The sequence below is a fragment of the Paraburkholderia sp. RL17-383-BIF-A genome, assembly GCF_046028015.1.
Taxonomy (GTDB): domain Bacteria; phylum Pseudomonadota; class Gammaproteobacteria; order Burkholderiales; family Burkholderiaceae; genus Paraburkholderia.
The window spans coordinates 61671-87881 of the sequence record NZ_JARESR010000028.1 but is presented as its reverse complement, the minus strand read 5'-3'; the positions used below and the strand labels follow the sequence as shown (position 1 = coordinate 87881).

The 26211-nt window shown below is 62.2% G+C and carries 21 protein-coding genes; 8 read left to right on the top strand and 13 right to left on the bottom strand.

The annotated features are described in order from the left end of the window. Positions 1 to 273: 273 nt before the first annotated feature. The 6 genes from P0D71_RS26815 to P0D71_RS26790 all read left to right on the top strand — a co-directional run bounded on the left by P0D71_RS26815 (position 274) and on the right by P0D71_RS26790 (position 7733). Positions 274 to 1977, top strand: a complete 1704-nt coding sequence (locus P0D71_RS26815; protein WP_408482936.1) for a methyl-accepting chemotaxis protein — start codon at positions 274 to 276, stop codon at positions 1975 to 1977. A gap of 549 nt (positions 1978 to 2526) precedes the next feature. Next, positions 2527 to 2778, top strand: a complete 252-nt coding sequence (locus P0D71_RS26810; protein WP_007178686.1) for a hypothetical protein — start codon at positions 2527 to 2529, stop codon at positions 2776 to 2778. Between the two features lie 339 nt (positions 2779 to 3117). Continuing rightward, a complete protein-coding gene (locus tag P0D71_RS26805; RefSeq protein ID WP_091805204.1) occupies positions 3118 to 4110 on the top strand; it encodes a DedA family protein/thiosulfate sulfurtransferase GlpE in 993 nt (330 codons plus the stop codon). Between the two features lie 90 nt (positions 4111 to 4200). Further along, a complete protein-coding gene (locus P0D71_RS26800) occupies positions 4201 to 5934 on the top strand; it encodes an FAD-dependent oxidoreductase (protein WP_408482934.1) in 1734 nt (577 codons plus the stop codon). Between the two features lie 169 nt (positions 5935 to 6103). Beyond that, a complete protein-coding gene (locus P0D71_RS26795) occupies positions 6104 to 6382 on the top strand; it encodes a hypothetical protein (protein WP_408294600.1) in 279 nt (92 codons plus the stop codon). Between the two features lie 97 nt (positions 6383 to 6479). Continuing rightward, positions 6480 to 7733, top strand: a complete 1254-nt coding sequence (locus P0D71_RS26790; RefSeq protein WP_408482932.1) for a winged helix-turn-helix domain-containing protein — start codon at positions 6480 to 6482, stop codon at positions 7731 to 7733. Positions 7734 to 7753: 20 nt separating this feature from the next. On the opposite strand, the gene P0D71_RS26785 is transcribed toward P0D71_RS26790, so the two are convergent. The 7 genes from P0D71_RS26785 to P0D71_RS26755 all read right to left on the bottom strand — a co-directional run bounded on the left by P0D71_RS26785 (position 7754) and on the right by P0D71_RS26755 (position 14043). Then, positions 7754 to 8353 (bottom strand): LysE family translocator, encoded by a 600-nt coding sequence (locus P0D71_RS26785; protein ID WP_408294606.1) that lies wholly within the window; start codon positions 8351 to 8353, stop codon positions 7754 to 7756. Positions 8354 to 8579: 226 nt separating this feature from the next. Next, the gene (locus P0D71_RS26780; protein ID WP_091809029.1) at positions 8580 to 8837 is read right to left on the bottom strand and encodes a hypothetical protein; all 258 of its coding nucleotides are present in this window, start codon (positions 8835 to 8837) and stop codon (positions 8580 to 8582) included. A gap of 202 nt (positions 8838 to 9039) precedes the next feature. Continuing rightward, a complete protein-coding gene (locus tag P0D71_RS26775) occupies positions 9040 to 10248 on the bottom strand; it encodes an osmoprotectant ABC transporter ATP-binding protein OsmV (RefSeq protein ID WP_091805223.1) in 1209 nt (402 codons plus the stop codon). Continuing rightward, complete coding sequence (locus tag P0D71_RS26770; protein WP_121320045.1) at positions 10245 to 10898, bottom strand: ABC transporter permease; 654 nt, start codon at positions 10896 to 10898, stop codon at positions 10245 to 10247. The genes P0D71_RS26775 and P0D71_RS26770 overlap by 4 nt, the downstream gene beginning before the upstream one ends. A 15-nt stretch (positions 10899 to 10913) precedes the next feature. Next, positions 10914 to 11810 (bottom strand): glycine betaine ABC transporter substrate-binding protein, encoded by an 897-nt coding sequence (locus P0D71_RS26765; protein ID WP_408482930.1) that lies wholly within the window; start codon positions 11808 to 11810, stop codon positions 10914 to 10916. Continuing rightward, on the bottom strand, positions 11807 to 12523 hold the full coding sequence (locus P0D71_RS26760; RefSeq protein WP_091805232.1) for an ABC transporter permease: 717 nt from the start codon (positions 12521 to 12523) through the stop codon (positions 11807 to 11809). The genes P0D71_RS26765 and P0D71_RS26760 overlap by 4 nt, the downstream gene beginning before the upstream one ends. Before the next feature lie 620 nt (positions 12524 to 13143). Continuing rightward, positions 13144 to 14043, bottom strand: a complete 900-nt coding sequence (locus P0D71_RS26755) for a DMT family transporter (protein WP_091805236.1) — start codon at positions 14041 to 14043, stop codon at positions 13144 to 13146. Between the two features lie 157 nt (positions 14044 to 14200). Between P0D71_RS26755 and P0D71_RS26750 the strand changes: the two genes are divergently transcribed. Further along, a complete protein-coding gene (locus P0D71_RS26750) occupies positions 14201 to 15118 on the top strand; it encodes a helix-turn-helix domain-containing protein (RefSeq protein ID WP_408185091.1) in 918 nt (305 codons plus the stop codon). A 35-nt stretch (positions 15119 to 15153) separates the two neighbouring features. On the opposite strand, the gene P0D71_RS26745 is transcribed toward P0D71_RS26750, so the two are convergent. The 4 genes from P0D71_RS26745 to P0D71_RS26730 all read right to left on the bottom strand — a co-directional run bounded on the left by P0D71_RS26745 (position 15154) and on the right by P0D71_RS26730 (position 21683). After that, on the bottom strand, positions 15154 to 18174 hold the full coding sequence (locus tag P0D71_RS26745; protein WP_408482927.1) for an FAD-binding and (Fe-S)-binding domain-containing protein: 3021 nt from the start codon (positions 18172 to 18174) through the stop codon (positions 15154 to 15156). Positions 18175 to 18206: 32 nt separating this feature from the next. Beyond that, positions 18207 to 18956 (bottom strand): 2-keto-4-pentenoate hydratase, encoded by a 750-nt coding sequence (locus P0D71_RS26740; RefSeq protein WP_408482925.1) that lies wholly within the window; start codon positions 18954 to 18956, stop codon positions 18207 to 18209. 39 nt (positions 18957 to 18995) lie between these two features. Beyond that, complete coding sequence (locus tag P0D71_RS26735; protein ID WP_091805248.1) at positions 18996 to 20282, bottom strand: MFS transporter; 1287 nt, start codon at positions 20280 to 20282, stop codon at positions 18996 to 18998. A 180-nt stretch (positions 20283 to 20462) separates the two neighbouring features. After that, positions 20463 to 21683: a pyridoxal-phosphate-dependent aminotransferase family protein gene (locus tag P0D71_RS26730; protein ID WP_408482923.1), complete on the bottom strand. Its 1221-nt coding sequence runs from the start codon at positions 21681 to 21683 to the stop codon at positions 20463 to 20465. 161 nt (positions 21684 to 21844) lie between these two features. On the opposite strand from P0D71_RS26730, the gene P0D71_RS26725 reads away from it, so the two are divergent. Next, complete coding sequence (locus P0D71_RS26725; protein ID WP_408482921.1) at positions 21845 to 22567, top strand: GntR family transcriptional regulator; 723 nt, start codon at positions 21845 to 21847, stop codon at positions 22565 to 22567. 405 nt (positions 22568 to 22972) lie between these two features. On the opposite strand, the gene P0D71_RS26720 is transcribed toward P0D71_RS26725, so the two are convergent. After that, complete coding sequence (locus P0D71_RS26720; protein WP_408185032.1) at positions 22973 to 23233, bottom strand: hypothetical protein; 261 nt, start codon at positions 23231 to 23233, stop codon at positions 22973 to 22975. After that, complete coding sequence (locus tag P0D71_RS26715; protein WP_408482919.1) at positions 23233 to 25587, bottom strand: DUF6531 domain-containing protein; 2355 nt, start codon at positions 25585 to 25587, stop codon at positions 23233 to 23235. Before P0D71_RS26715 ends, P0D71_RS26720 begins: the two co-directional genes overlap by 1 nt. Positions 25588 to 26211: the final 624 nt, after the last annotated feature.

Here is a 26211-nt window from a genome sequence, read left to right as displayed (position 1 = left end):
GGCAGACCACTGCGAAATCGAGGGACGAACTACGTCTGCAGGCCTTATATACGGGCGCAGTGTAGCCCTTTTGAAGGTATCGCGCGACGCATCCGGCACCGTTTCCGGCGGCATCCGGACACACATCAGACAACCTTGCATTAACGGCTCGACCTTGGCTAAACCTGAGTGGTTTACTGGGAAACCCTAAAGCGCACGGGGTTAATTGCCGTTAATCCTTGCGACCCAGTAAGCAGCGCGCGCACATGCGCGTCAGCACCAGCAAGGAAAGCCATGCGCAATAACCAGCCTGTCACCGGGCACGAGTACGAGTACCCTTCGTCGAATATGCTTGTCTCCGCGACCGACCTGACCGGCCGCATCCAGTACTGCAACCCCGCTTTCATCGCCGTCTCGGGCTTTACGCGCGACGAGCTGATCGGCCAGCCGCACAACCTGATCCGTCATCCGGACATGCCGCGCGAGGCCTTCGCCGACATGTGGGCGACGATCCGCGACGGTCGCCCATGGACGGCGCTCGTGAAGAACCGCCGCAAGAATGGCGATCACTACTGGGTGCAGGCCAACGTCACGCCGGTGGTCGAAAAAGGCACTGTGGTCGGCTATTTGAGCGTGCGCGTGAAACCGGAACGTGACGCGGTGCGCGCCGCCGAGACGCTGTACGCGCGCATGCGCGCAGGCGAGGCGCGCGGCATCCGGTTGCGCCGCGGCGTGGTGGTGCGCACTGGCCTGCTCGGGCGTCTGCAGGCGCTGATGCGCCTGCCTGTCGCCACGCGCGCGGCGGCCGGCTACGCGATCACGTTGCTGGCGCTGTTGCTGACCGGCCTCGTGGCTTGGGAAGGCACGCCGCCTGTGCCGTTCTGGATTGCGTTCGGCGTGACCGCGGTCGTCAGCATCGTGTCGTGGCAGATGTTGAAGCGGCAACTCGCCGCACCGATCAGCGATATGTCGGGATTCGCCACACGGCTCGCCGCGGGCGATCTGACCGCGGATCTGCAAATCGCGCGCCACGACGATCTTGGCGAAGTGCTCCAGGCACTGAATCAGTTGAAGGCGAATCTCGCCGCAATCGTCTACGACGTGCGCGCGCAGATCACCGGCATGCTCGACAACGCCCGCGAGATTTCCAGCGGCAATGTGGATCTTGCGCGGCGCACGGAGTTGCAGGCGGCGTCGCTCCAGGAAACCGCCGCCACCATGGAAGAGCTAACCACCACGGTGCAGGCCAACGCCGACGCCACCGTGCGCGCGCTCGATCTGGCGCGGGACGCGCAGGCAGCCGCAGCAGTCGGCGGCAAGATCGCGGGCCAGGTCGAGCAGACCATGGCCGGCATCACGGCGGCGTCGCAGCGTATCGCCGACATTACGAGCGTGATCGACGGCATTGCATTCCAGACCAACATTCTCGCGCTCAATGCGGCCGTCGAAGCCGCGCGGGCAGGCGAAGCAGGCCGTTCGTTCGCCGTGGTCGCGAGCGAAGTGCGAATGCTGGCGCAACGCTGCGCGGCGTCGTCGAAGGAAATCAAGTCGGTGGTCGAAGCGAGTACGACCGAAGTCGCGGCGGGCACCGAACTGGTTGCGCGCACCACCTCGCAAATGCGCGTGATCGACGAAGCGGTGGGCCGCGTGTCGTCGATCATCGTCGAAGTGGCGAATGCCAGCAGCGAACAGGCGGAAGGGATTCGCCAGGTCAATCAGGCGGTCTCGCATCTGGATGGCGCCACGCAGCAGAACGCGGCGCTCGTCGAGCAGGCGGCGGCGACCGCACAGCGTCTCGCGGAACAGGCCGACGTGCTGGATGAGGCGGTGCGTCTGTTCACCGTTGCGCAAGCCACGCCCGCGCCACACGTCACCAGCACGAAGCGTCATCAGGGCTTCACGCCCGATGCCGCGCAAACCGTTGCCGCCGACATCGAGCGACGCAGCGCGCCGGGCGTCGCACGCGATCTCGAACAGGACGAAGCCACAATGGTCTGATAGATCGGCGTTACTCCCACCTCGACAGCCCAGTATTGGCGCAGCAGGATGAATCCCGTCAGCGCCCAGTTGGTTGTAAGGGCAGGCTGACCCAAGTAACAACGGCGTTTAGCGGCCCGTCCCACTCATGGACGGGCTATTTTTTTGCCGGCTCCCACCACCTCTCACCACTTTCGACATCGCACCGCCCTATTCGCGCGCAGCTGGTCTGCGCGATGCACTAGCGCGGAGCGACCGACCGGCGGTGGGTCGCCGCATCCGCCTAACCAATGCGCGCGTCAACAGCGTGACAGTCATGGAGAAGAAGCGCACCGCCTCGGGGCACGAAAAATGCATTCGTCGTTGCCGGGAGTCGCGTTAAACTGGTTATCACGACGGGACGTCACGACACGCGTTGCCCGGCGGGCCGCGCCAGTCAACACGCCTGGCGGTACGCGGCACACAGGCCGGTGAACGGGCAAATCCGTAGAGCGTGACCGTGGCGCGACAGACGTCGCACTATCCTGCCCGTACAATGGCTCGATCAACAACGGAACAAGGACAACTTCGATGCGCACTACCGGGTCCTCCGGGTCAATGGCCCTGCTCACCGAATACGACGACGCAACGGCGCGCGAACTCCGCTCGCTGCGCCTCGAATCGACAGAAGACGGCAAAGGCATTCTTTTGATCGAAGTCGATGAGCGCAAGCCAGGCATTCACCGCGAAGTGCGCTACGAAATCACGCCAGCCGAACTGATTGCCGCGATTCGCGCGCATGGCGCCGAACTGCCGGGCGAACAGCACAATCATCGTCAATGAAATACGTCACGCGGCATTGCACTCGGGTGCAATTGCCGCGTGACGCTTACGCGGCGCCGCTCTTAAATTGCTTACCGATACGACGCCTACGGCATGTCAATCGGGCATTATTTCCGCTTCGACATGCGGCGTGTCATTCAAGCCTTTTCGCTTTGTTCGAATTGCGCTCCTAATGCGCCTTTCGAACGGTTCAGTGTGCTTGCGATAACGCTTTGAGCGCACGAATAACGGACGTCTTTTCGGGGCGTTTCCTCGTCTCGAAAATGCGTCCATAATCCTTGCATTCTCCTTCGCATTCCCTACCTGCGCCGCGCCCGAAAGGGCTGCGGATGTAAGCCGATGCTACATGATCTCGTCGAGCAGTATGGGCCGGCGCTCGTGTTCGTGAACGTGCTCGCCGCCTCGATCGGGCTGCCGGTTCCGGCCATGCCCTCGCTCGTGCTGTTCGGGGCGATGGCGGCCATGCATCCCGGCTCAGTGGGCACGCAGTTGGCGCCGGTGCTCATCCTGTCGATATTCGCCACGCTGATCGGTGACAGCGCGTGGTATTTCGCCGGCCGGATGTACGGCGGCAACACGCTGAAAGCGATTTGCCGGCTGTCGCTCTCGCGTGACACCTGCGTGAAAAAGACCGAACGGTTTTTCGGCCGCTGGGGCGTGCGCGTGCTGGCCGTGGCCAAATTCGTGCCGGGCCTGTCAATCGTCTCGATTCCGATGGCGGGCGCCATGGGCACGCGCTACCGCACGTTTCTCACTTACGACAGCATCGGCGCCGCGTTGTGGTCCGGCACGGGCCTGATCATCGGTGCGTTGTTCGCGAAGCAGATCGATATGCTGTTCGCCCTGGCCGGGCGGCTCGGCCGCACCGCCGCGCTGGTCGCGGTCGCGTTGCTGCTGGCGTATGCCGCGTATCGCTGGATCCGCCGGCGCCAGCTGATTGCGAAGCTCGCGTCGGCGCGCATCGAAGTCGACGAACTGGCGGCGCTGGTGAAGGCCGGCAAGACGCCGGTGCTGTTCGACATCCGTTCGCATGAGAAGCGCAAGCTCGATCCGTTCGTGATTCCGGGCTCGCAATTCGCCGACGAGCGGCAGCTCGACGAGATCGTCGCGACCTATCCGCGCGATCAAAAGTTGGTGATCTACTGTTCATGCCCGAATGAGATTTCCGCGGCATGGATGGCCAAACAATTGAACGAAGCCGGCTTCTCCGACGTGCTGCCGCTGCGCGGTGGCATGGAAGCCTGGCGCGACTCGGGCAAGCCGGTAGATTCGCTGCCCGACATGCCGCCGCCGGAAGTGGCGGTCGAGGACGTCGCGCCGAAGGCCGTGTAGCGCAAGCAGCGCAACTTGCATCTGCGCCATTCGGCGCCGCGCCGCTTCGCCTCCCGTTCGATCCGTCAATGAACACGAAGGAGCGGTTCAATGCTTTCGACTCAAGAAACTGAAGCACAACAACAAGCGGAAGGGCAACAGCAGGCCGTCATCGCCGACGCGCCGTTTTCGTCTCTCTCGACGCGCATGCATCAGATGTTCCCCGCGCTCACCTGCGCGGAAATCGGTCGCCTGCGGCGGTTCGGCGAGATCGGTCACTGGAAGGCGGGTGAGCTGCTGTTCGAGACCGGCCACACCGGTCCCGGCATGTTCGTGCTGCTCGAAGGACGCGTGAAAGTCTATCAGCGCGATGGCATCGGGCGTGAAGTCCTGATCGGCGAGCACGGCGCAGGGCATTTTCTTGCCGAAGTCGGTCAATTGTCGGGACGGCCCGCGCTGGTCAACGGCATGGCGCTCAGTTCGGTGGAGGCATTGCTGATTCCACCGGAGGGGCTGCGCGCATTGATCGTCGCAGAAGCGGAACTCGGCGAGCGCATCATGCGCGCGTTGATTCTGCGGCGCGTGTCGCTGATCGAAAAAGGCGCCGGCGGGCCGATCCTGATCGGCAGCAGTAACGACGCGCGGCTTGTCATGCTGCAAGGCTTTCTGTCGCGCAACGGCCATCCCCATTCCGTGATCGACGAACGCGACGAAGACGCGTTGCGTCTCATCGAGCAATTCGCCGCGCAAAAAGAAGACATGCCGCTGGTGATCTGCCCGGACGGCTCGGTGCTGCGTCATCCGAGCATGCCGGAACTTGCCACGTGCCTGGGCTTGCTGCCCGATCTCGACGATGCGCATGTGTACGACGTCGCGATTGTCGGCGCGGGCCCGGCTGGGCTCGCCACCGCGGTGTACGCGGCCTCCGAAGGCCTGTCGGTGATCGTGCTGGACAGCCGCGCGCCAGGCGGCCAGGCCGGCGCAAGTTCACGAATCGAAAACTATCTCGGCTTTCCGACCGGTATTTCCGGCCAGGCGTTGGCCGGCCGCGCATTCGTGCAAGCGCAGAAATTCGGCGCGCACGTCGCGATTCCGGTCAACGTGAAGGCGCTGCATTGCGCAGAGCGGCCACATCGGCTGGAACTGAAGTGCGGCGGGCATATCACGGCGCGCGCCATTGTGATTGCGAGCGGCGCGGTTTACCGGCGCCCGGCGCTCGAAGGGCTAGAACGCTTCGAAGGGCGCGGGGTCTACTACTGGGCGTCGCCCGTCGAGGCGAAGCTGTGCAAGCGCCAGGAAGTCGTGCTGGTGGGCGGCGGCAACTCCGCCGGCCAGGCGATCGTGTATCTGGCCACGCATGCGGCCAAAGTCCACGTGCTGATCCGGCGCAGTGGTTTTGAAGCCACCATGTCGCGCTATCTGATCGACCGGATCCGCTCGTTGCCGAATGTGTTCGTGCATCCGAATTCGGAAATCGGCAAGCTGGATGCCGACGAAAGCGGCTTGTCGTCAGTCCGCCTGAAAAAACCGTTGCCCGATGGCACCGATCATTTCGATACGCGCCATCTGTTCCTGTTCACCGGCGCGGACCCGAATACCGACTGGCTGCGCACCTGCGGCGTGGAACTCGACGACAAGGGCTTCGTGCTGACGGGCACGAGCGTTGAAGGAGCGTCGGTCTGCGATCTCGCCACCACGGTCGAAGGCGTGTACGCGATCGGCGACGCTCGCGCCGGCTCGACGAAACGGGTGGCGGCGGCGGTCGGAGAAGGCGCCGCCGTAGTCGCTCAAATCCATCAACTACTGGCAGTGACAGCGGGCGACGCGGTTGCGCTGGGCGCCTGAAACAATCTCTCCTGAACCGCCCGCTGGCCTCGCAACCGCCGGCCGGCGGGTAACCTGCTGTTACACACCCCTTCAACTGGTTGCACCTGCCTTGCTTTCTGTCTCGTAATATTGCCGTCAGCCATTCGACAGCGAATGGCCGGCTCTTTCGACACGACAGGAGACAAGCATGATCCAACGCGCGATCCTTTTCGCCGCCTTCGGCCTTGCCGCCGCCTGCGCCTCGACTGCCGCCTCGGCCAGGGTGGACGTCGGCGTCTTCGTCAACACGCCGGGACCCGTGTATGCAGCGCCGCCGGTCTATGCGCCACCGCCGGTCGTGTACGCGCCGCAACCGGCCTATGGCTACGGCTACGGCTACCGGGACGACGACTACCGCGGCCGCCGCTGGCATCACGATCATGGCCGGCACCGCGGCTGGGACCGGCATCACGGCCGCGGCTGGTGACAACATGGTTGGGCGCTTCACGCTACAGTAGCGGCTGCTGATTCAGGCCGGACCGGATGTCCGCCACCATCGCACTCACTCACTGATCGAAGCCCGCGTGAAGACCCTTCCGCTTTCCGCCGCCCGCACCTTGCATCTGGCCGCGCAAGGTTTGCTGACGCCGCCGCGCCGCAAGGCCGTCAAAGCCGACGTGCTCGACGCGATTCGCCGCATGGCGCAATTGCAGATCGACACGATCCACGTCGTCGCGCGCAGCCCTTATCTGGTGTTGTTCAGCCGGCTCGGCACCTATCCGCAGCAATGGCTCGACGAGCATCTCGCCGAAGGCAAGCTGTTCGAGTACTGGTCGCATGAAGCCTGTTTCGTGCCGACCGAAGACTACGGCCTGCTGCGCCATCGCATGCTCGATCCGAGCGGCATGGGTTGGAAATACGCGGCCGAGTGGCACAAGAAGCATCGCAAGGACATTGAGAAGCTGCTCGCCCATATTCGCGCGACCGGTCCGGTCCGCTCCGCGGATTTCGCCCGCGAGGCGGACAAGGGCAACGGCTGGTGGGACTGGAAGCCGGAGAAACGCCATCTGGAAGTGCTGTTCGCGATCGGCCAACTGATGGTGGCCGAGCGGCGCAATTTCCATCGCGTCTACGATCTGGCCGAACGCGTGCTGCCCGACTGGGACGACGCACGCGATCTGCCGCCGGCGCACATCGTGACCGAAGAAGTGTTGCGCCGCACCTGCCGTGCGCTCGGCGTGGCGCGCGCCGATTGGGTCGCCGATTACTACCGCTTGCCGCGCCGCCCCTACCGCGACGAACTGCATGCGCTCGCCGAGCAGGGCGAGCTGATTCCGGTGCGCGTGGAAGGCTGGAAGCAGGACACGTTCGTTCATCACGACTTCGCCGCGATACTCGACGACGCCGCGAGCGGCAAGCTCGCGTCGACTGTCACCACGGTGTTGTCGCCGTTCGATCCGGTGGTGTGGGACCGCAAGCGCGCCGCTGCGCTGTTCGACTTCGACTATGCGATCGAATGCTATACGCCCGCCGCGAAGCGCAAATATGGTTACTTCGTGTTGCCGCTGCTGAGCCGCGGGCGTCTGGTCGGCCGCGTGGATGCGAAAGCGCATCGGACCCAAGGCGTGTTCGAACTGAAGTCGTTGCACATCGAACCGGGTGTGCGGCTGAGCGCCCGTCTTGCCGGCGATCTGCGCCGCGCCTTGCAACGCTGCGCGGATTGGCACGGCACGCCGCAACTGGAAATCACTGCCGCGCCGCCGGAATGGCTCGAAGCGCTAAGCGTCGACGACGCCCCGCAAGAAGAAGTCCGCTCGCGAGCCGGCGCGGTCGCCTGAATGCGAGATCAGCGCCGCGCTCAATGCAGCGCCGCCCATGCCAGCGACAAGGAAAACACGCCGAGCACGATCGAAGCGCCGCGCTGTACCTTCACCGGATTCAGCCAGGTGAGCTTGCCGCTGCCAAGCGCGGCACCGAACGCGATCCAGGCGAGCGCGATCGGCACCAACAGGCACGCGAACATCAGCATCGCAAACGCGTAGGCCGGCAGCTGCGCGAAGGCGATAGCCGGAAAGATCGTGCCGGCGAACAACAAGCCCTTAGGATTAAGCAGCGTCGCCACGAACAGCGTGCGCATGCCGTTCGCGCGCTGCGCCGAATCGGGCAACGCCACCGCCGCACGCCACATGTCGACGGCGAGGTAGGCAATGTACAAGCCAGCCGCCACGCGCAGCAGCGAGGGCAACCACGGCAGCGCATGGGCGGCCTGGGCGAGGAAATGTCCCCAGACGGAGATCGAGATGAAATAGCCGCCCAGTTCGGCTGCGATCAGCGGCAGCGAGCGCTGCACGCCCTGGCGCAAGCCGGCTGCCGCAAGCAGCGTATTGGTGGGGCCAGGCGTAATCAGCACGACGACAATGCCGACGGCCAGTAGCGCGATAGCAGACGCAGAGAGCATAAAAAAGGACGCAGTGTTGGAAACAGTGCGCCCTTTTTATCATAGACAGCCGTGCCGCCGAAATGTAGCGGCTCGATGCGGTGGGAATCGAACGGCGATTCGCCGCCGCGTTATTCCGCCACACCGGGCAATCACTTGGAAATCACCTGACAATGGCAACGCCCGCGCCAGATCGGCCAGCATGCCGATGCGAATCGCGCCGCCCGCAGACGCCGCGCCATTGCCTTTAGTGATCCAGCTTCGCGCGTAATTCGCGCGCGGCTTCCAGCAATCCTTCGTAACCCGAACGTGCGTGCTCCGGCAAATCGGGGTCGCCGACAAACGTACCGAGCGTTTCGATCAGGCTATACAGAATGCCCTTCGCGGCACCCGATGCAATGCTGCCCGAAGATACCTGCTGATCCACGTGAGTGAGCGCTGCGTCGAGGTGCTCCAGGTCCGGCCGGTCGCCCGTGGGCGGTTTGGGCGTTACGTCTTGCGTCATGATGAAACTTCGCTCCTGTTGATGCATCGGTGAACAAGCCATCTTTTCACGTTGTTATATACCGATCGTGCGCTGCCGTCTATTCGTGATCAGAGCGAATGCGACTGACGTTAAGGCGTCGATCGATAAATCAGAAATTTCGCGCGGATGCTGTCGTGTTCGAGGAGGACGGCGCACGCTCAGCTTGACCTATTCGCCGATTTCACGCGTGTTGAGTCGCGGCAGCCTGCGCGGCCGCCGCGGCCGCCTCCGCCACGGCGACGGCAGGCGACACGATCGACGGCTGCCCCGTCTGCCGGCGCGAGCGGCCCGAACTGAGGTAGTCCGCAATCGAATCCTGTGTGACTTCGCCGACGTAACGGCCGTCGCCGTCCAGCACCGGCATCCATGACGAATTGAACTGGTACATCTTCGACAGCACGATGCGCAGATGCTCGTCCGCGCCGACCGTCGCCTTGAACGCGCTCAGGTGGTCGCCGCACACGCCTTCGCCCGCACGCGCCGCGCGGCGCGTCACATAACCGAGCGCCTGCTGGTTTCCGTCGACGATGGTCAGATAGCGGCTGTCGTTGTCATCCATCATCTGGAACGCACGCGAGACCGGCGTATCGGCGCGCGCGGTCTCCGGCTGGGTGGCGGCGTCGCCGGCTTTCACCAGCAAGAGGCGCTTCAACGTGCTGTCCTGACCGACGAACGCACCGACGAACTCGTCGCGTGGATGCGCGAGCAGCGTATCCGGATGGTCGTACTGCACCAGTTGGCCACGGCGGAACACGGCGACGCGGTCGCCGAGCTTGATCGCCTCGTCGATGTCGTGGCTCACCATGATCACCGTCTTGTTCAGTTGGCGCTGCATCTGGAAGAACTCGTTCTGAATCGACTCGCGATTGATCGGGTCGACTGCGCCGAACGGCTCGTCCATTAGCAGCACGGGCGGATCGGCGGCCAATGCGCGAATCACGCCGATGCGCTGCTGCTGACCACCCGACAGCTCGCGCGGATAACGCTTCAGATACTGCTTCGGATCGAGCGCCACCATCGACATCAACTCCGTGGCCCGCTCGCGGCAACGCTTCTTGTCCCAACCGAGCAAGCGCGGCACGACGGTGATGTTCTCTTCGATCGTCATGTTGGGGAACAGGCCGATCTGCTGGATCACGTAGCCGATGTGGCGGCGCAATTCGACTTCGTTCAGACCCGAAGTGTCTTCACCGTTGATCAGCACGCGCCCTGAGGTCGGCGCGATCAGACGGTTGATCATCTTCAGCGTGGTGGTCTTGCCGCAGCCCGACGGGCCGAGAAACACGCAGATTTCGCCTTCGCCGACAGTCAGGCTCACCGAGTCGACCGCCTTCACCTGCTGGCCGTCCTTCTGCGTAAACGTCTTGGTCAGTTTGTCGAGTTCGATCATGTCTTTTGTACTCCCTTCGGGGTCAGCAAGCGTTGCAGCGCCTGCAGCAGCAGGTCGGCGACGATCGCGAGCAAGCTCACGAGCACGGCGCCCACCAACAGTTTCATCATGTTGCTTTGGCCAATCGCGCGGATGATCAGCGTGCCGAGACCGCCCGCGCCGATCACCGCGGCAATCGTCATCACGCCGATGTTCATCACCACCGCCGTGCGCACACCGCCGAGAATCACCGGCACGGCGAGCGGCAAATCGACGAGGCGCAGCCGCTGCCACACCGTCATGCCGATGCCGATACCCGCTTCCTTGATGCCGGCGTCGACGTTGCGTAGCGCGAGGTAGGTGTTGCGCATGATCGGCAGCAGCGAATAGAGGAACACGGCGGTAATCGCCGGCACCGCGCCGATGCCCTGGCCGAAGCGCGAGAACACGGGAATCATCAAGCCGAAGAGCGCGATGGACGGCAAGGTCAGCACCACCGTCGCAATGCTCAGCAGCGGCGCGGCGAGCCATTCGTGCCGATTGATCAGGATACCCAGGGGTACGCCGACAACAATCGCGCAACCCACCGCGATCCCCACCAGCCACACGTGTTGCGCCGTGAGTTGCAGTAATTCAGGCCAGTTGGCCGATAGATAGTCGAATACAGTCATCGTGAGGTTCTCCGCTCAGGGCAGCTTGTGCGTGCGCAGGAATTCCGCCGCGACCTCGCGCACCGGTTTGCCGTCGACGTCGACCTGCTTGTTCATCTCAAGCATGGTGTCGTTGTTCAGCGCGTCGGACAACGCGTTCAACTGCGGCGCGAGTTGCGGGTTCTGGTCGAGCGTCGCCTTGCGCACCACCGGCGTGGCGTTGTACGCGGGAAAGTAGTGGCGATCGTCTTCGAGCGGCACGATGTTGAAGCCCTTCACCCGGCCGTCCGTCGTGTAGATGAGTCCGATCGGCACCTGGTTGTTATGCAGTGCCGTGTAGACGAGGCCCGGATCCATCTGACGCGTTTCCTCGCGGTTGAACTGCATGCCGTACGCGACTTCGAGCGGCTTCAGGCCGTCCGGACGATTGGCGAACTCCGCGTCCATGGCGAACACGTGCTTCTTTTTCGGCTCCGCCGCCATCTTCGCGGCGAGTTGCGAAATCGTGCGGATACCGGTTTGCTGCGCCACCTGTTGCGGCAAGCCGAGCGCGTACGTGTTGTTCAACGGCGAGCAATCGAGCCAGACGAGGCCACGTTTCGCGTCCAGCGCTTTCACGCGTTCATACATGGTCTTCGGATCGAGCTTTTCGGTGATCTTGTTGTAGACGATCGCGGCCGTGCCCGTGTATTCCCACGTGATATCGACCTGTCCGTTCTCCTGCGCGCTGCGCAACAGCGTGCTGCCGAGACCGGTGCGCGCATCGATCGTGTAGCCCTTCGCGCGCAGGTATTGCGACGTGATCTCGGTAAGAACGTATTGCTCAGTGAAGTTTTTTCCACCGAGCACGAGCGTTGCCGCGCTAGCGTGAAGGCTCGTGAAGAGCAAAGCACCGGCCGCGATCCAGCGGCCGCGTTTGAACAGATCGATCATGCCGTCACCCCGCGCCGTGCGAGCAGGTAGCGGCTGCCGGCCGAGACGATGCCGTCCAGCACCAGCGCGAGAATCGCGGTGGCCGCCGCGCCGAGCAGAAGCTGCTGCTGGTTGTTCAGGTAGATGCCCGGGAAAATCAGCGTGCCGAGACTATCCGCGCCGATCAGATAGGCGAGCGGCGCGCTGCCTACGTTGATCGCCAGCGCAGTGCGCACGCCGCCGACGATAATCGGCATCGCGTTGGGCAACTCCACGCGCAACAGCGATTGCCAGCCTGTCATGCCGAGCCCGCGCGCCGCCTCGCGCAGCGCGGGCGACACGTTCTTCATGCCTTCGTAGGCATTGCGTGTGATAGGCAGCAACGACGCGAGAAACAGCGCGACCAGCGCCGGTATATCGCCAATGCCGAAGATGCCGAGCGCGATGGCCAGCACGGCCAGCGAGGGAATCGTGTTGCCGATGTTGAAAATCTGCATGAAGCGTTCGGCGTGACGCGCGAACGACGGGCGGCTGAGCAACACACCGGCGGGGATGCCGACCAGCAGCGCAAGAACCATGGAATAGCCGACGAGCAGCAGATGCCGCTTCGTGTAATAGACCAGATCAGGTGCGTACTGATGCAGCGCAGCGGGGTCGATCGCGCGACCCAGCAACGCGATGACAATACCGATGGCTACAAGACTGCCGATCAGTCTGGCAGGACGATGAATCATGAAGATGCGCCTCCTTGTTCGAGCGACGCGCGCAAACAGCCACGCCGCACAGGCGTCGTGACGACGCTGCGAATGGGAAGTTCGGGACGCGGCACATGCCGCGAGGTGAACCGAGGGGTGCCAAGGCGTTTGTGTTTGCCCGGCGCGAGGGCGGGGTGAATTCGCCTTCGGTGGCGAACCAGTCAGCAAAACTGGTGCCAGATCCATCGATGATTTGGACAGCAGCGTCGAGCCGCTTGTCCGATGGAGGTTTGGGGCCTCCTTTGAGTGCCGGTTCGCACCGGCGCTAGGGCGTTTGCAAAGTGTTGCCAGTTTGCACTCAACCCCTTCTAACTTAGCCTATTTGGCTGCTATCTCGCGATTAGGATGCAACGATTATAAGTGCGTTGGGCGGATCCGTCTACCCATGTGGTTAATGCGGAGGCGCTGGCGGCGTTCGCACGCCTCCATTTCCGGCTGTACTCGGGGTCCCGAATAAGCTCACCAATGCGCTGACCGACCGCGTCATTAGCTCCCGAAAACGCTCACCTCAAACGCCGGCGGGTGCGCAGACGACCGTTGGGAATTTCACCTTTGAGCGAACGGATCAATGCGACGCCGGCCCCCTGCCAGGATGCCCGTCAGGAGGTTCGCACCCGTCGCACGAAGATGCGCCGCGTAAGATCGAATGCCACCAGATTGCCGGCGACCACCAGCAACAGGCCGACCACGGCTAGCGCCGACCACTGATAACCTTCGAATACCGTCGATACCGCCAGCGCCACGATCGGGAACAACACCGTGCAGTAAGCCGCACGCTCGGGTCCAATGCGCCCGACCAGCATCAGGTAAGCCGTAAAGCCGATCACCGAGCCAAAAATGGCGAGATAGGCGAGCGCGCCGAGATAACGCGCTGACGGTTCGACCGCGAACGAGAAACCTGCCAATACGCTTCCCACCGTCAAGACGCTGGCGCCGATCATCATCGCCCAGCTATTGGTGGCGAAAGGGTGCAAGCCCATCGATTGCATGCGGCTTGACAGCAGGTTGCCGGCCGAAAAGCACAGCGTGCCGAGAAACGCGATTCCCAGACCCAACCACGCGGCGTGATCGCCGAGATGTCCCGCCATCTGCTGCACGAACAGACACACGATGCCAACGAGCCCGAGCAACGCCCCGGCAATTGCAGTGGGTTGCAAAGGCCGGCCCATGAACAGCCGACCGTTGATCGAATTCAGCAGCGGCGCGGTGGAAAACACCACCGCCACGAGGCCGCTCGGCACGACCTGTTCGGCGTAGTAAAAGCACAGAAAGTTAAGGCAGAAGAGCGCCAACCCTTGCGCGACCAGAAATCGCCACGCGGCGCGCGGCGGCCAGATCGGCCGGCGCATGATACGCAGCAAAGCGAACAGCACCAGTGCGGCGATCCAGAAACGCCAGGCAATCGACACCGGCGGCGGTACGGCCCCCAGTTGCCATTTGATTGCGATCCACGTGGTGCCCCAGATCAGAACGGTGGCGACATACAGCGAAAGATTCATGGCCAAGCCTGCAACAGCGAATACGGGAACTCACTATGCCGCAGCCCCGTCGGTTGCACTTGTCCAAAATTGCGCATTTTCCGGCAGCGGCAAGCCGCCTCGCGCGGGTCGCCGTATACTGACGCTCATTCAGTCAAGACAAGTTTCCGCCCGTTTCGTGAACGCCAGACCGCCCGCCACCGCGACCCACTCCGCCGAAACGCCGTTTGGCCTTCAGTCGGTGTGTCACACGCTGAGCAGCGCCAACGCCAATCTGGACCGTTTCGCGTGGCTCGGCGACCGGCTGGCCATCGCCGTCTGGACGCGCGACACGGAAGAAGCCGAAACCATCTACGAACGCCCCGGCCATCACACGCTGTCGTGCTACCTGGATGGCGGTTATCGCACCGAGCGCCAGAAAATGCCCGGGCATTACGGCGCGCCGTCGCGACTCTGCGCACTGCCCGGTGACCACGAGTCACGCTGGTGGGTACGTGGCCACATGCATTTCATGCATCTGTACTTCCTGCCGGAGCATTTCACCCAGCGCGCCGTTCAGGAGCTCGATCGCGAGCCGCGCGAACTGACCCTCGCCGACCGCACGTATTTCGAAGACGCGCGCATCGCCAGTCTGTGTCAATCGCTGGCGAATGAGGACTGGCAAGATCCTGACGGCTTGCTGCGCACCAATGAGACCGCCCATCAGGTGCTCAGTCTGCTGTTGCGCGCCCAAGGCGTGCGCCGCACGGATGCGTCGCTCAAAGGCGGGCTGTCGGTTGCGACTCGCCGGCGGCTGCGCGACTATATTGAAAGCCATCTGGCGCAGACGCTCACGCTCGGCGAGCTTGCCGGCGTCGCGGCGTTGTCGGAATTTCATCTTGCGCGCATGTTCCGCACTTCGTTCGGACTGCCACCCGCCGCGTGGATCGCGCAGCAGCGGCTCGAACGCGCGCGTACTTTATTACGGACTACGACGCTGCCGCTCGCGCAGGTCGCCGAACAATGCGGCTATGCGAATGCCAGCCATTTCAGCCACCGGTTCCGCGAGAGTGTAGGCGTGGCGCCGACCGCGTATCGGCAGGCGGTTGCCGGCTGAATGCGGAAAGACGGCATGTCCCGCGCTACGCGCCGTTATTGCAACGCCATTGCCAGCAAGCGTGCCACGTGGATCGCCTCGACGCCCGCACCGTCGTGAATCTGATGCCGGCAACTCGTGCCGTCCGCGACCATGAGCGTGTTGTCGTCCATCTTGCGCACCGCCGGCAGCAGCGATAGCTCCGCCATCGCCTGAGACGTCGTGTAGTGCTCGGCTTCATAGCCGAAACTGCCCGCCATGCCGCAGCACGACGATTCCACCGTCGACACCTTCAACTCAGGAATCCATTTCAATACCGTCTGCACGGGCGTAAAGGCGTCGAAGGCCTTTTGGTGGCAGTGGCCATGCACCAGCGCCTGCTGTTTGGCCAACGGCTTCAGCGCAAGCTGCAAACGTCCGGCTTCGTTCTCGCGCACCAGAAACTCTTCGAACAGAAACGCCTGTTGCGAGAGCCTGCGCGCTTCGTCGCCGAAACCGTAGTGCAGAAACTCGTCGCGCAACGACAGCAAGCATGACGGCTCCAGTCCGACGATCGGCACACCGCGCTCCACGAACGGCTTGAACAGATCGAGCATGCGTCGCGCTTCCTGCTTCGCTTCATCGACGAGACCCGCCGCGAGGAACGTGCGGCCGCAACATACGGGCCGCTCGCCCTGGCGCTGATTGAAGTGCACCGTGTAGCCCGCGGCTTCCAGCACTTGCTGCGCAGCGCGCGCGTTGTCCGGCTCCATGTTGTTGTTGAACGTATCGACAAAGAGCAGCACCTCTTTCAGCGCGGCGCCGCGAGTCGCCTTGGCCGGCACCGCACTAGCCAGAAACGACTTCTGAAAGCGCGGCAAGCTCCGCTCGGGCGCGAAGCCCACGGATCGCTTGAACCACGCCGACAGCACCGGCACGTTGTCGGCCAGCGCCATCAACCCCGGAAAGCGGCTCGCCGCCGACGCGTAACGCGGCATGAAAGCCACCAGCCTGTCACGCAAACGCAGTCCGTGATGCTTGACGCGCGCGGCCCGCGCCTCGATCTTGAACTTCGCCATATCGACGCCCGTCGGACAATCGCGCTTGCAGCCCTTGCAGGACACGCACAGATCGAGCGTGTCCTTGACGTCGTCGCTGGCGAGGCCCGCTTCGCCGAGTTGACCGGAAATCGCGAGACGCAAGGTGTTTGCGCGGCCGCGTGTGAGGTGCTGTTCGTCTTTCGTCACGCGATAGCTCGGGCACATGGTGCCCGCGTCGAACTTGCGGCAGTGGCCGTTGTTGTTGCACATCTCCACGGCCTTCGCGAGCCCGCCGGACAGATCGTTACCGGTGCCGGGCAGCGTCTCCCGTCCGGTCAGCGGGTCGCGTTCGACATTCCATGCCGACCAGTCGAGCGCCGTGTCGATACGCTGTTCCTTGTAGCCTGGCGCGAAGCGGAAATTGCCAGCGTCGTCCATTTTCGGCGGACGCACGATCTTGTCGGGATTGAAGCGGTTATCCGGATCGAACAGCATCTTGATTTCGGTGAACGCCTGATTCAGGCGCGGCCCGTATTGCCATGCGACCCATTCGCCGCGGCACAATCCGTCGCCATGTTCACCGGAATACGCGCCCTTGTACTCGCGCACGAGCGCCGCGGCTTCGTCGGCGATGGCGCGCATTTTCTGCGCGCCGTCGCGCCGCATGTCGAGAATCGGCCGCACGTGCAGCGTGCCGACGCTCGCGTGCGCGTACCAGGTGCCCTCCGTGCCGTGCCGATGGAACACCTCGGTCAAACGGCTCGTGTATTCGGCAAGATGTTCGAGCGGCACCGCGCAATCTTCAATGAAGGACACCGGCTTGCCGTCGCCCTTCATGCTCATCATGATATTGAGCCCGGCCTTGCGGACTTCCCACAACGCTTTCTGTTCGTTCGCGTCCGGCATCTCGACGACCGAATTGGGCAGGCCGAGGTCGGCCATCAGTTCCGTGAGTTGTTTGAGCGACGCGAGTTGCGCTTCGCGGTCCTCGCCCGCGAACTCGACCAGTAGAATGGCCTGCGGCTCGCCGACCAGCGCCTTGCCGATCACCGGACGAAACGCCGGATTGCTCATCGCCAGATCGATCATCGTGCGATCGACCAGTTCCACCGCCACCGGCTTCAGCTTGACGATGTGCTGCGTCAGATCCATCGACTGCCAGAAGGTCGGGAAGTTGACCACGCCGAGTGTTTTATGCACTGGCAGCGGCGCAAGCCTGAGCGTGAGTTGCCGGCTGAACGCGAGCGTACCCTCCGAGCCGACCAGCAGATGCGCGAGATTCGCGATGCCGTCGTCGGTATAAGCGCGTGGGTTCTGGCAATCGAACACGTCGATGTTGTAGCCCGCCACGCGTCGCAAAACCTTCGGCACGCGCGCCACGATTTCGTCGTGCTCGCGCTCGGCGATCTGCTTCACGCCCGCGAGTATCTGCTGCAAGCGCGCACCTTGCGGCGCGTCGCGCAACGAGCCGAAATGGGCTTCGCTGCCGTCCGCGAGAATCGCGTCGATCGCGTCGACGTTGTGCACCATGTTGCCGTATTCGATCGAGCGCGAGCCGCACGAGTTGTTGCCGGCCATGCCGCCGATCGTGCATTGCGCGGCCGTCGACACATCCACCGGAAACCATAGACCGTGCGGCTTGAGCCAGGCGTTCAGGTGGTCCAGCACGACGCCCGGTTCGACCGTCACCGTGCGCGCTTCGGCGTCGAATGCGACGATATTGTTCAACCACTTGCTCGTATCGATCACCAGCGCTTCGCCGACCGTCTGGCCGCATTGGCTCGTGCCCGCGCCGCGCGCGAGGAGCGGCACCTTCTCGCTGCGCGCGATTTCCAGCGCGATGCGCAAATCGTCCTGGTCGCGCGGCACCACCACGCCGATCGGCGTGATCTGATAGATCGACGCGTCGGTCGAGTAACGGCCGCGGCTCGCCGCATCGAACAACACGTCGCCGCGCAGCGATTTGCGCAGATGCTGCGCGAGCGGACTCGTCAGACGCGCGGCGGAAGGGACCAGATGGATCGGCTTGACGAGTAGAGCGGAAGTGGGATTCGGCATTTCGTCGCCTATGGCTATAACAGGGGAAACGGCTAGTAGAGCGTGAGGCTGACCGGCGCGAGCCCTTCAATGCGCCCGCTTGCCGTGCCCGCGTTCTTCGGGAAGAACATGCCGGTATACGAACCAGTCGTGACGACCATGGCCGGCGTCACGGCAATGCCGCGCGACGTGGCGTGATTGACGAGCCACGTCAGCAGACGCCGCGGATCGCCGGCCGGATTGGCAGGCGTGCTTTGCACCACATCGTGCCCGTCGAAACTGAAACGCACCGACGGCGCCACGAACGGAAAGTCCTCGCGATACGGTGTGAATTCGCCCACGATCAACGCGCCATGGTTCTGCAGATCCGCGAGTTGTGCGAGCTTGTCCACCGAAGGCCACGCCGCGTAGCGGCTCGAGACGATTTCAATGGTCGCGCCGATCGAACCAATGCCAGCCCGCACCTCGTCCTCGCTATACGGCGTGGTGGACGGTTCGAAGCTGCGTCCGAAGCGAAACGCGATTTCCAGTTCGAGCCCCAGCGGCGCGAAAACTTCACGGGGCAGACGCGCACCGTCGGCAAGCAAGTCGAGGTCGGGCAACGGCGCGCCCTGGATCGGACCGCTGTCGGACTTCGCGCCGATCTTCCAGCCGCCAATCCGCGCGCCGCATGCGTCCAGGATTTCGTGCTGGATTGCGTAGGCTGCCGCGGCATCGGCGGGCGTGTGCTCCGGCGACAACGTGTCGAGCGTGGCGTGATTGCGGCGTGCGTCGGCAAGAAGCCGGCTGAGTGCTGTCGTCATGTCGTCAAAGGCAAAGAGAGAGGGAACGGTACGGTGTGCTCAAACGCCCATGCTGGTGGGAACTTGAGCCTTGTCGCCTGCGTTGAGCGCGAACTTGCTTTCCGGCTGCATGCGGAACGCCAGAACCACGCCGATCGCCATCAACAGCATGCTGCCGACGAACGGCAATTCCCAACTGCCGAAGTAGTCGATCAGAAAGCCGCCGACCACTGGCGAGATAATCGCGGCCAACGCCGAGCCGGTATTCATCATGCCGCTCGCCGTGCCCGAGAATTCCGGCGCGATGTCCATCGGAATCGCCCACATCGGACCGATTGTCATCTCCGCGAAGAAGAAGCCGGACGCGAGACACGCCATCGACAGATACAGGCTGTGCGTGAACATCAGCGGAATCAGCGAGAGCAGGCAGAAGAACATGCAGACCGACACCATCCAGCTGCGTGCGCGTTTCAGGCTGCCGGTGCGCGTGAAGATCCAGTCGGTCACGATGCCGCCGAGCGTGTCGCCGATCACGCCGGCGAAGAACACCACCGAAGCGAAGATGGCCGACTTCTGCAATTGCAGGTGATAGCTGTGCAGAAAGTATTGGGGAATCCAGCTCAGGAACAGCCAGAGCGTCCAGCCGTAGCAGAAGTACACGATCGTGACCGGCCACATGCGGCGAAACAGTTTGCCCCACGGCACACCAGCGGCTTTCGGCTTTGGCGCGGGCAGCACGGCGAGTTCGTCGGTCGTGATACGCGGGTGGTCTTTCGGATGCTCGGTAAAGGTAATGGCCCACACGGCGACCCACAACAGGCTGAACACGCCGCAGATATAAAACGATTCACGCCAGCCCCAGGTCGCCATCACGAGCACGATCAGGCCAGGCGCTACCGCATTGCCGATTCGCGACGCCGCATGCGTGATGCCCTGCGCGAAGCCGCGTTTTTCCTTGGCAACCCAGCGGGCCATCGCGGAGGTGGCGGCCGGAAACGTCGCGCCTTCGCCGAAGCCGAGCAGCACGCGTGCAGCCAGCAGCGAAACCAGACCGCCGGCAAAGCCGGTCAGCAAGGTCGCGACGCCCCAGATGGCCCCGCAAAAAATCAGCGTGCGTTTCGCGCCGAAACGATCGCTGACCCATCCGCCGATGATCTGAAAGATCAGATACGGATATGCGAAGGCCGAGAACACCAGGCCGACTTCCGTATGCGAGAGATGGAATTCCTTGCCGAAACCCGCCGCCGCGGTGCTGACGTTGACGCGGTCGAGGTAGGTGATGAAGTACATGATGCATAGCATCACTAGAACGATACTGGTCGCACTGGTCACACGAAACCGCTTCATCGTCTCTCTCCATTGCATGTGTTGACGGCGGGCCTGATATGGCGCGCTGCGTCTCGGCCCGTCGGCGTCTTGCCCCGCGGGTCCGTCGCATGTTGTTCGGACCGCTTTCTAAGCGCGGCTTCTCGAGGGAAGGGCCGCGTGCCTTCCCTATCTCCGCGAGTCGCTAGTCGCGCGCAATACTCAGGCCGCGGCTTTCAGGCCTTGCGTCTTGATCGGCTGGCTCAACCACTCCATAGCGGCAGGCAAGCCACTTTCCTTGAGGGGCACGCCCGCGAGCCGCAGTCCCATCTCGCAACCGGCAAGCGTGGCCAGCAGCATCAGGTCATTGCAGTCGCCGAGATGGCCGATGCGGAACATGCGTCCTTTCATCTTGCCGAGACCGGTGCCGAGCGACATGTCGAAGCGTTCATAGATGAGCTTGCGCACCGCATCGGCATCGATGCCGTCGGGCATCATCACGCCCGTGAGCACTGGGCTATACACCGACGGATCGGCGCACTGAATCTCCAGGCCCCATGCGCGCACCGCGCGACGCGTCGCTTCGGCGAGACGTTCGTGACGGGCGAACACGTTGTCGAGCCCTTCGCCGAGAATCATTTCGAGCGCTTCGTTAAGGCCGTAAAGCAGGTTCGTGTTGGGCGTGTACGGCCAATAGCCCGTCTTGTTCATCTCGACGATGTCGCTCCAGTCCCAGAAGCTGCGCGGCAGTTTTGCCTGCTTGCTGGCGGCCATGGCCTTCGGCGAGATCGCGTTGAAGCTGATGCCCGGCGGCAGCATCAAACCCTTTTGCGAGCCCGAGACGGTAACGTCGACGCCCCATTCGTCGTGACGGTAGTCGGCGCAGGCGAGGCCCGAGATCGTGTCGACCAGCAGCAAGGCCGGGTGACCCGCAGCGTCGATTGCGCGACGCACGGCGGCGATGTCGGAGGTCACGCCGGTCGACGTTTCGTTGTGCACCACGCACACCGCTTTGATCGTGTGTTGCGTGTCGGCGCGCAGGCGCTCCTCGATCGTTTGCGGCTGTACGCCGCGACGCCAACCTTCAATGCCCGGCAGGCCGAGGAACTCCGGCTTCAGCCCAAGGCTTTCCGCCATCTTTTTCCACAGCGTGGCGAAGTGGCCAGTCTCGAACATCAGTACGTGATCGCCGGGGCTCAACGTGTTCGACAGCGCCGCTTCCCAGGCGCCCGTGCCCGAGGCCGGGTAAATCACCACGGGCTGCTGCGTCTTGAAGATTTTCTTGATGCCGTCGAGCACCGCGAGACCCAATTCGCCGAACTCCGGGCCGCGATGGTCGATGGTCGGATAGCTCATCGCCCGGAGGATACGGTCGGGCACCGGGCTCGGACCTGGGATCTGCAAAAAGTGACGGCCAGCGGGGTGAAAGTCTAATTTGAGCATTGGGCTCCTCCGATTGAATTTTGCATTCAAAAAACTATATCAGACGATCTTCAGCGACCCAAGGTGAAAGTTGGCCGTCGACACCGGTGTTTACCCGCGCCGTTAACTAATCTTTCAGCTTCCTATAGAATCCCGCCTAATGAGATGTGGAGGGCTTTTGTATGCAAAATTCGGATTTCGAGGCGGGCGTCTCCCCGTCGCCGCTCATGCCGAAGGTCGAGCGGCAGCGCTTGCACGATACGGTGGTGGAGCACATTCGCGGCTTTATCGTCGAAGGCGTGCTGGAGCCGGGAAAGAAACTGAACGAGCGCGAGCTGTGCGAAACGCTCGGCATTTCGCGCACGCCGTTGCGCGAGGCGCTGAAGGTGTTGGCCGCCGAAGGGCTGATCGATATTTCGCCGAATCGCGGCGCGTCCGTGTCGAAGATGTCGGAGGCCGAGTTGCGCGAGACCTTCGAGTTGATGAGTGGTCTCGAGGCTTTTTCGGGCGAGTTGGCGGCTGAGCGGATGACGGCGGCCGAACTCGCCGAGATCAAGGCGCTGCATTACGCGATGCTCGCGTGCCGAACGCAAAATGATCTGGCGGGGTACTACAGCAGAAATCAGGCGATTCACGACAAGATTAACGAGGCGGCCAGGAATTCAGCACTGCGGCAGACTTATGTCTCGGTGAATCGACGCTTGCAGGCACTCAGGTTCAGGTCGAATTTTCAGGTTCCGAAATGGGACCGGGCGATTCACGACCACGACGAAATGCTCAAGGCGCTCGAGGCGCGTGACGGGAAGAAGCTGAGCGCGATTCTCCGGCAGCATCTGCTTGATAAGCGCGATGCGGTTTTGCAGGTGCAATCGCAGGAAGCGGCGGCGGGGGGGTTGAAGTTTTGAGGCGGGGCGGGTTGAGCTAAGGCACCTAAGCGGTGTTTGGCCGATGCGATGTTCCCGGTCAGGTGGCCGATCAGCGACGAGCCCGTCGCACCTGCAACGGCGTCGCTAAGTTCTTTGTCTGCGGCGCAAGGAGCGAAGACATACCCGCACCGGCAGCGCCGCCAATCGTGCTGAACGCACTGCGGCTGCCAAGGCAACCAATTCACCACACCGCCAGTCGCGTGCAGTTCGGCACGCGAATCACCTCCTTCGCGCCAATTGTTGTAGTCAACCAGCGCGGCGACCATGCGTTCTGTATCGCCCCTATCCTTGGCAGCCTGCAGCGCAGTAACCGCGTCCCCGCTCTTTTCAGGTGCAGAGCCGAGTCTATTTCTCTAAGGCTCGGTTCTCATTGTCTCCATCAAGTTAGTCGATCGGATCCTCTGTAAGACTCATGTATTGGTTAAGCTCAGGCTGCCCCAATGCAATCAGCGTAAGCATCGCTGCCCCAAGCCTTCGCGCGAACGCATCGTCAAGCTTGAACCTATGCTCGTCCAGCAGAATCGGCACCTCGAACGTCCCGGCCACGACCGGTGCCAATCTGCTTCGCTCAACCGCTTGCACTGCAAACTCTTGACGATCTTCGATGTAGGTCAGGACTATGGAAAACGGTCTATTTTTTTCCATTAATATCCTCTGCATTTTTGATAGATTTGAAATGCCTTCTCTTTACACAGCGCGAATGCCCGCGCGCCGCCCATATGACGAGCAACCGAATTGCACATAGTCATCTGAGCATCATACTGTGCGAAGCATGCTGTTTCGTGATCTTCCCGGCCACCGCACTTCACTAATCCGCCGTCGCCGGTTCCAGATTTGAAAAGAGCGCCGTAAAGCGTTGACCGCTTCGCAGAACTCGTCAAATCCGGCACGAGCGAAGGATAGGGAACCTGCGCCTGATCGCTCAGCATCAACTCGGTGGTTTCGCGCCATGCCGGCAGTGTTTCGCCCAGTTCCTGGCCGAATAGCTTACCTGTCGGCAACGCCTTCCAGGCCATGTAGCATTCGACGCACATATCAGGCACAAATGCTGGAGCATCCGACTGGAGTCCTGTCAGGTTCGCAGGCGGCGCAACCGGGTCGTTCCCGAGTTCCCAGTTCGTCAGCCAGACACCCAGTTCGGCATCACTGATCGGTTTCCACCAGCCGCCATTTGTTGACACCTGTGCCGTGCGCGAGGACACCGTACCATCTGGACCGTACCGGTAATCGACTGCAAGTACACGGGCAAGTCCACCATTTAACGAACTTGCCGGTTCGTTATACTGAAAGGACTTTACGCGACCGCGCTCGTCGTACCCGATGCTCGCCTGACCGCTATTACCCGCTATCTGCGTTGCACGATTCTCAGCATTGCGAGAGAGCGTTCGCATCGACCAGCCAGATACGGCATCCTGCACTGACTCGACATTGCCCCGTACATCGTATGTGTAGGTCCAGTCTTCACGCTTCGAGCCATTCCGTGTGATGGCAGCCGACAGAAGGCGGCTCGCCGAATCGTAGCGTGCACCAACTGTCCACTGGTTACCGGTCCCAGTGGCTTGCATCCCCTGTTCGCCCGTCAGATCGGTCGTCTCCGTCTCGGCGTAGCCAGTGACGTTACCGCCCTGGTCATAGACAAACGCGCGGAGCTTGCCCGGCGTGGCAACCAGATGCGGACGCAACGAGGTACTGTCGCTATACTCAATCGTCGTTACCGTCCTGTTGCCAGAGACTGTTGCAACTGCTTTCGTCGGCCGGTCGGCGCCGTCCCAGGTGTACTGTGTAGTCCCATCCGGCGTAACTGTCTGCTTCAGGTTCCCTGACATATCCCACGTGCGTGAGACCGCGCCACGAGGCGTAACAATTGAACCAGGGCGGGACGTTTCTCCAACGTTAAAGGAGTACGTGGTGGTGCCGGATACATCGCTGAGGCTGGTCGTTCCGGAGCCATAGCTTAGTGACACATTACGCGTCGTGTCCGGATGGGTGACTGAGATTGCGCGTCCGCTGGAGTCGTAGGTCCATGTTGCTATCCGTGAACCGGATTCGTCCTTTACCCCTGTCAAAGCATTGGGGAAGCGGGCATCCTCATAAAGGTACTGACGAACGTATCCAATCGGCGCGGTTACGGAAACAAGGTTGCCTTTCGCATCGTACGCATAATGTGTCGCGTTGCCCGACGGCGGCACTACACTCAGAATGCGACCATTACTGTCATAGGTCAGACTAAGCGTAAGCCGCGATGCCGCCTGCCCGATCCGATCAACGGGCCACTGAGCGATCCAATCCATCCGTTGTCCGACGTATCCAACTTCACGGTACATACCCGTGCGTGTTGTCTCGGAGTGAAACAGACCTGTGCTGGCGGAGTAGGTTTCGGTCGTGCCAAGCCGTTCGTCCTTCAGGTAGAAGTATCCGTCGCCAGCTTTCATGAGCGAAAGACCCGACGTACCCGGCACCGCCCAGCCGCCATTAACCCATTTGAATATCAGAGGCTGCCCATTACTCCGATACGCGGTGATTTTCGGCGTGCTTGCATTGACCGAGGTCAGATCAAGCCGTCGCTGCCAGTTACTTGCCCAGTACCCACCCATCGCTATCTGCGCTTTATCGAACGGCTTCGACAGGTAGCTACGACTGAACACAAGCGGCGACGTGTCGCCGCTTGCAAAGTCAGTTTCAGAGAGAGTCACAATCCCGTTCGCGGGAAACACCGGGTCAGCCACCGGGCAGGTATCGTCCGGCGGCGTGCCGGTTGAATTACACCACTGCTCAATCTGCACAAGGTCATTAATACACGCGTAGTTGCCCATACCACCCGGCGTGTTGCTCGTAACGTCGAGCTTGCAGGTCTTGGAGCCCGGCGTGGCGCCGGACTTCGCGTATAGCGAGAAGCAGTCGTCTGCATTTGCGCTGACCGCAAGTATCAGCAACATGAACGCAGCCATCAGGCGGCCCGAAAATCCGGCCGCCTCTCCGTACAGTCTGTGTTTTTTCATTTTTATCCCTATTGGCTTGCTTTGTATTTGTTTGACGCACAAGCAACCTATAGGGACCAAGATGACCCGAAAATCCGACAACTCTTAAAATTACGCGTGACTTGCGTTCACACAAACCCAGACCAGGGAATGCCAACGCAAGCTGTAGGAACCTTTAACAAAAATCGTCAGATGGGGTTGAGCCAAGGCTCAAGAACTGGCGCACCGCCTTCACTTCAGAAAATAAGCTCCGCATTCTCGCCGTGGAGATCAAGCGCAGATATCAGACTCTTTGGTGAACGATATTCCCCACAAAAGACCGGCCGTGTGCCGATGACACGGACAACCGGAGGTCGTGTGCCAACTACCAGGTTGTCGATTCAAGTGGAGTAGATATTTGGAGACCTTGTGCATCGCAGGACACGTTATCCCCAGTTTGTGTTGACAGGGCTGTTGATAACTCGGGGGCTGCACGCTTAAGTGCTTGAAGCGAATGGTTTTGTCACCGACGGTGCGGAGGAATGCAACTGGCGGCAACCCGCATCCTCCTAGCAGGCGCGCGTCAGTTATCCCCACAAATTGTTCGCAAGGCTGTGGACAACCTGCGTAGAGTCCACCCAAGTGATTGATACCACACACCTATCC

Excerpts from the sequence above, each read along its gene's own strand:
- P0D71_RS26815 (WP_408482936.1), top strand. The coding sequence starts at position 274 with ATGCGCAATAACCAGCCTGTCACCGGGCACGAGTACGAGTACCCTTCG.
- P0D71_RS26810 (WP_007178686.1), top strand. The coding sequence starts at position 2,527 with ATGCGCACTACCGGGTCCTCCGGGTCAATGGCCCTGCTCACCGAATAC.
- P0D71_RS26805 (WP_091805204.1), top strand. The coding sequence starts at position 3,118 with ATGCTACATGATCTCGTCGAGCAGTATGGGCCGGCGCTCGTGTTCGTG.
- P0D71_RS26800 (WP_408482934.1), top strand. The coding sequence starts at position 4,201 with ATGCTTTCGACTCAAGAAACTGAAGCACAACAACAAGCGGAAGGGCAA.
- P0D71_RS26795 (WP_408294600.1), top strand. The coding sequence starts at position 6,104 with ATGATCCAACGCGCGATCCTTTTCGCCGCCTTCGGCCTTGCCGCCGCC.
- P0D71_RS26785 (WP_408294606.1), bottom strand. The coding sequence starts at position 8,353 with ATGCTCTCTGCGTCTGCTATCGCGCTACTGGCCGTCGGCATTGTCGTC.
- P0D71_RS26780 (WP_091809029.1), bottom strand. The coding sequence starts at position 8,837 with ATGACGCAAGACGTAACGCCCAAACCGCCCACGGGCGACCGGCCGGAC.
- P0D71_RS26775 (WP_091805223.1), bottom strand. The coding sequence starts at position 10,248 with ATGATCGAACTCGACAAACTGACCAAGACGTTTACGCAGAAGGACGGC.
- P0D71_RS26770 (WP_121320045.1), bottom strand. The coding sequence starts at position 10,898 with ATGACTGTATTCGACTATCTATCGGCCAACTGGCCTGAATTACTGCAA.
- P0D71_RS26765 (WP_408482930.1), bottom strand. The coding sequence starts at position 11,810 with ATGATCGATCTGTTCAAACGCGGCCGCTGGATCGCGGCCGGTGCTTTG.
- P0D71_RS26760 (WP_091805232.1), bottom strand. The coding sequence starts at position 12,523 with ATGATTCATCGTCCTGCCAGACTGATCGGCAGTCTTGTAGCCATCGGT.
- P0D71_RS26755 (WP_091805236.1), bottom strand. The coding sequence starts at position 14,043 with ATGAATCTTTCGCTGTATGTCGCCACCGTTCTGATCTGGGGCACCACG.
- P0D71_RS26745 (WP_408482927.1), bottom strand. The coding sequence starts at position 18,174 with ATGCCGAATCCCACTTCCGCTCTACTCGTCAAGCCGATCCATCTGGTC.
- P0D71_RS26740 (WP_408482925.1), bottom strand. The coding sequence starts at position 18,956 with ATGACGACAGCACTCAGCCGGCTTCTTGCCGACGCACGCCGCAATCAC.
- P0D71_RS26735 (WP_091805248.1), bottom strand. The coding sequence starts at position 20,282 with ATGAAGCGGTTTCGTGTGACCAGTGCGACCAGTATCGTTCTAGTGATG.
- P0D71_RS26730 (WP_408482923.1), bottom strand. The coding sequence starts at position 21,683 with ATGCTCAAATTAGACTTTCACCCCGCTGGCCGTCACTTTTTGCAGATC.
- P0D71_RS26725 (WP_408482921.1), top strand. The coding sequence starts at position 21,845 with ATGCAAAATTCGGATTTCGAGGCGGGCGTCTCCCCGTCGCCGCTCATG.
- P0D71_RS26720 (WP_408185032.1), bottom strand. The coding sequence starts at position 23,233 with ATGGAAAAAAATAGACCGTTTTCCATAGTCCTGACCTACATCGAAGAT.
- P0D71_RS26715 (WP_408482919.1), bottom strand. The coding sequence starts at position 25,587 with ATGAAAAAACACAGACTGTACGGAGAGGCGGCCGGATTTTCGGGCCGC.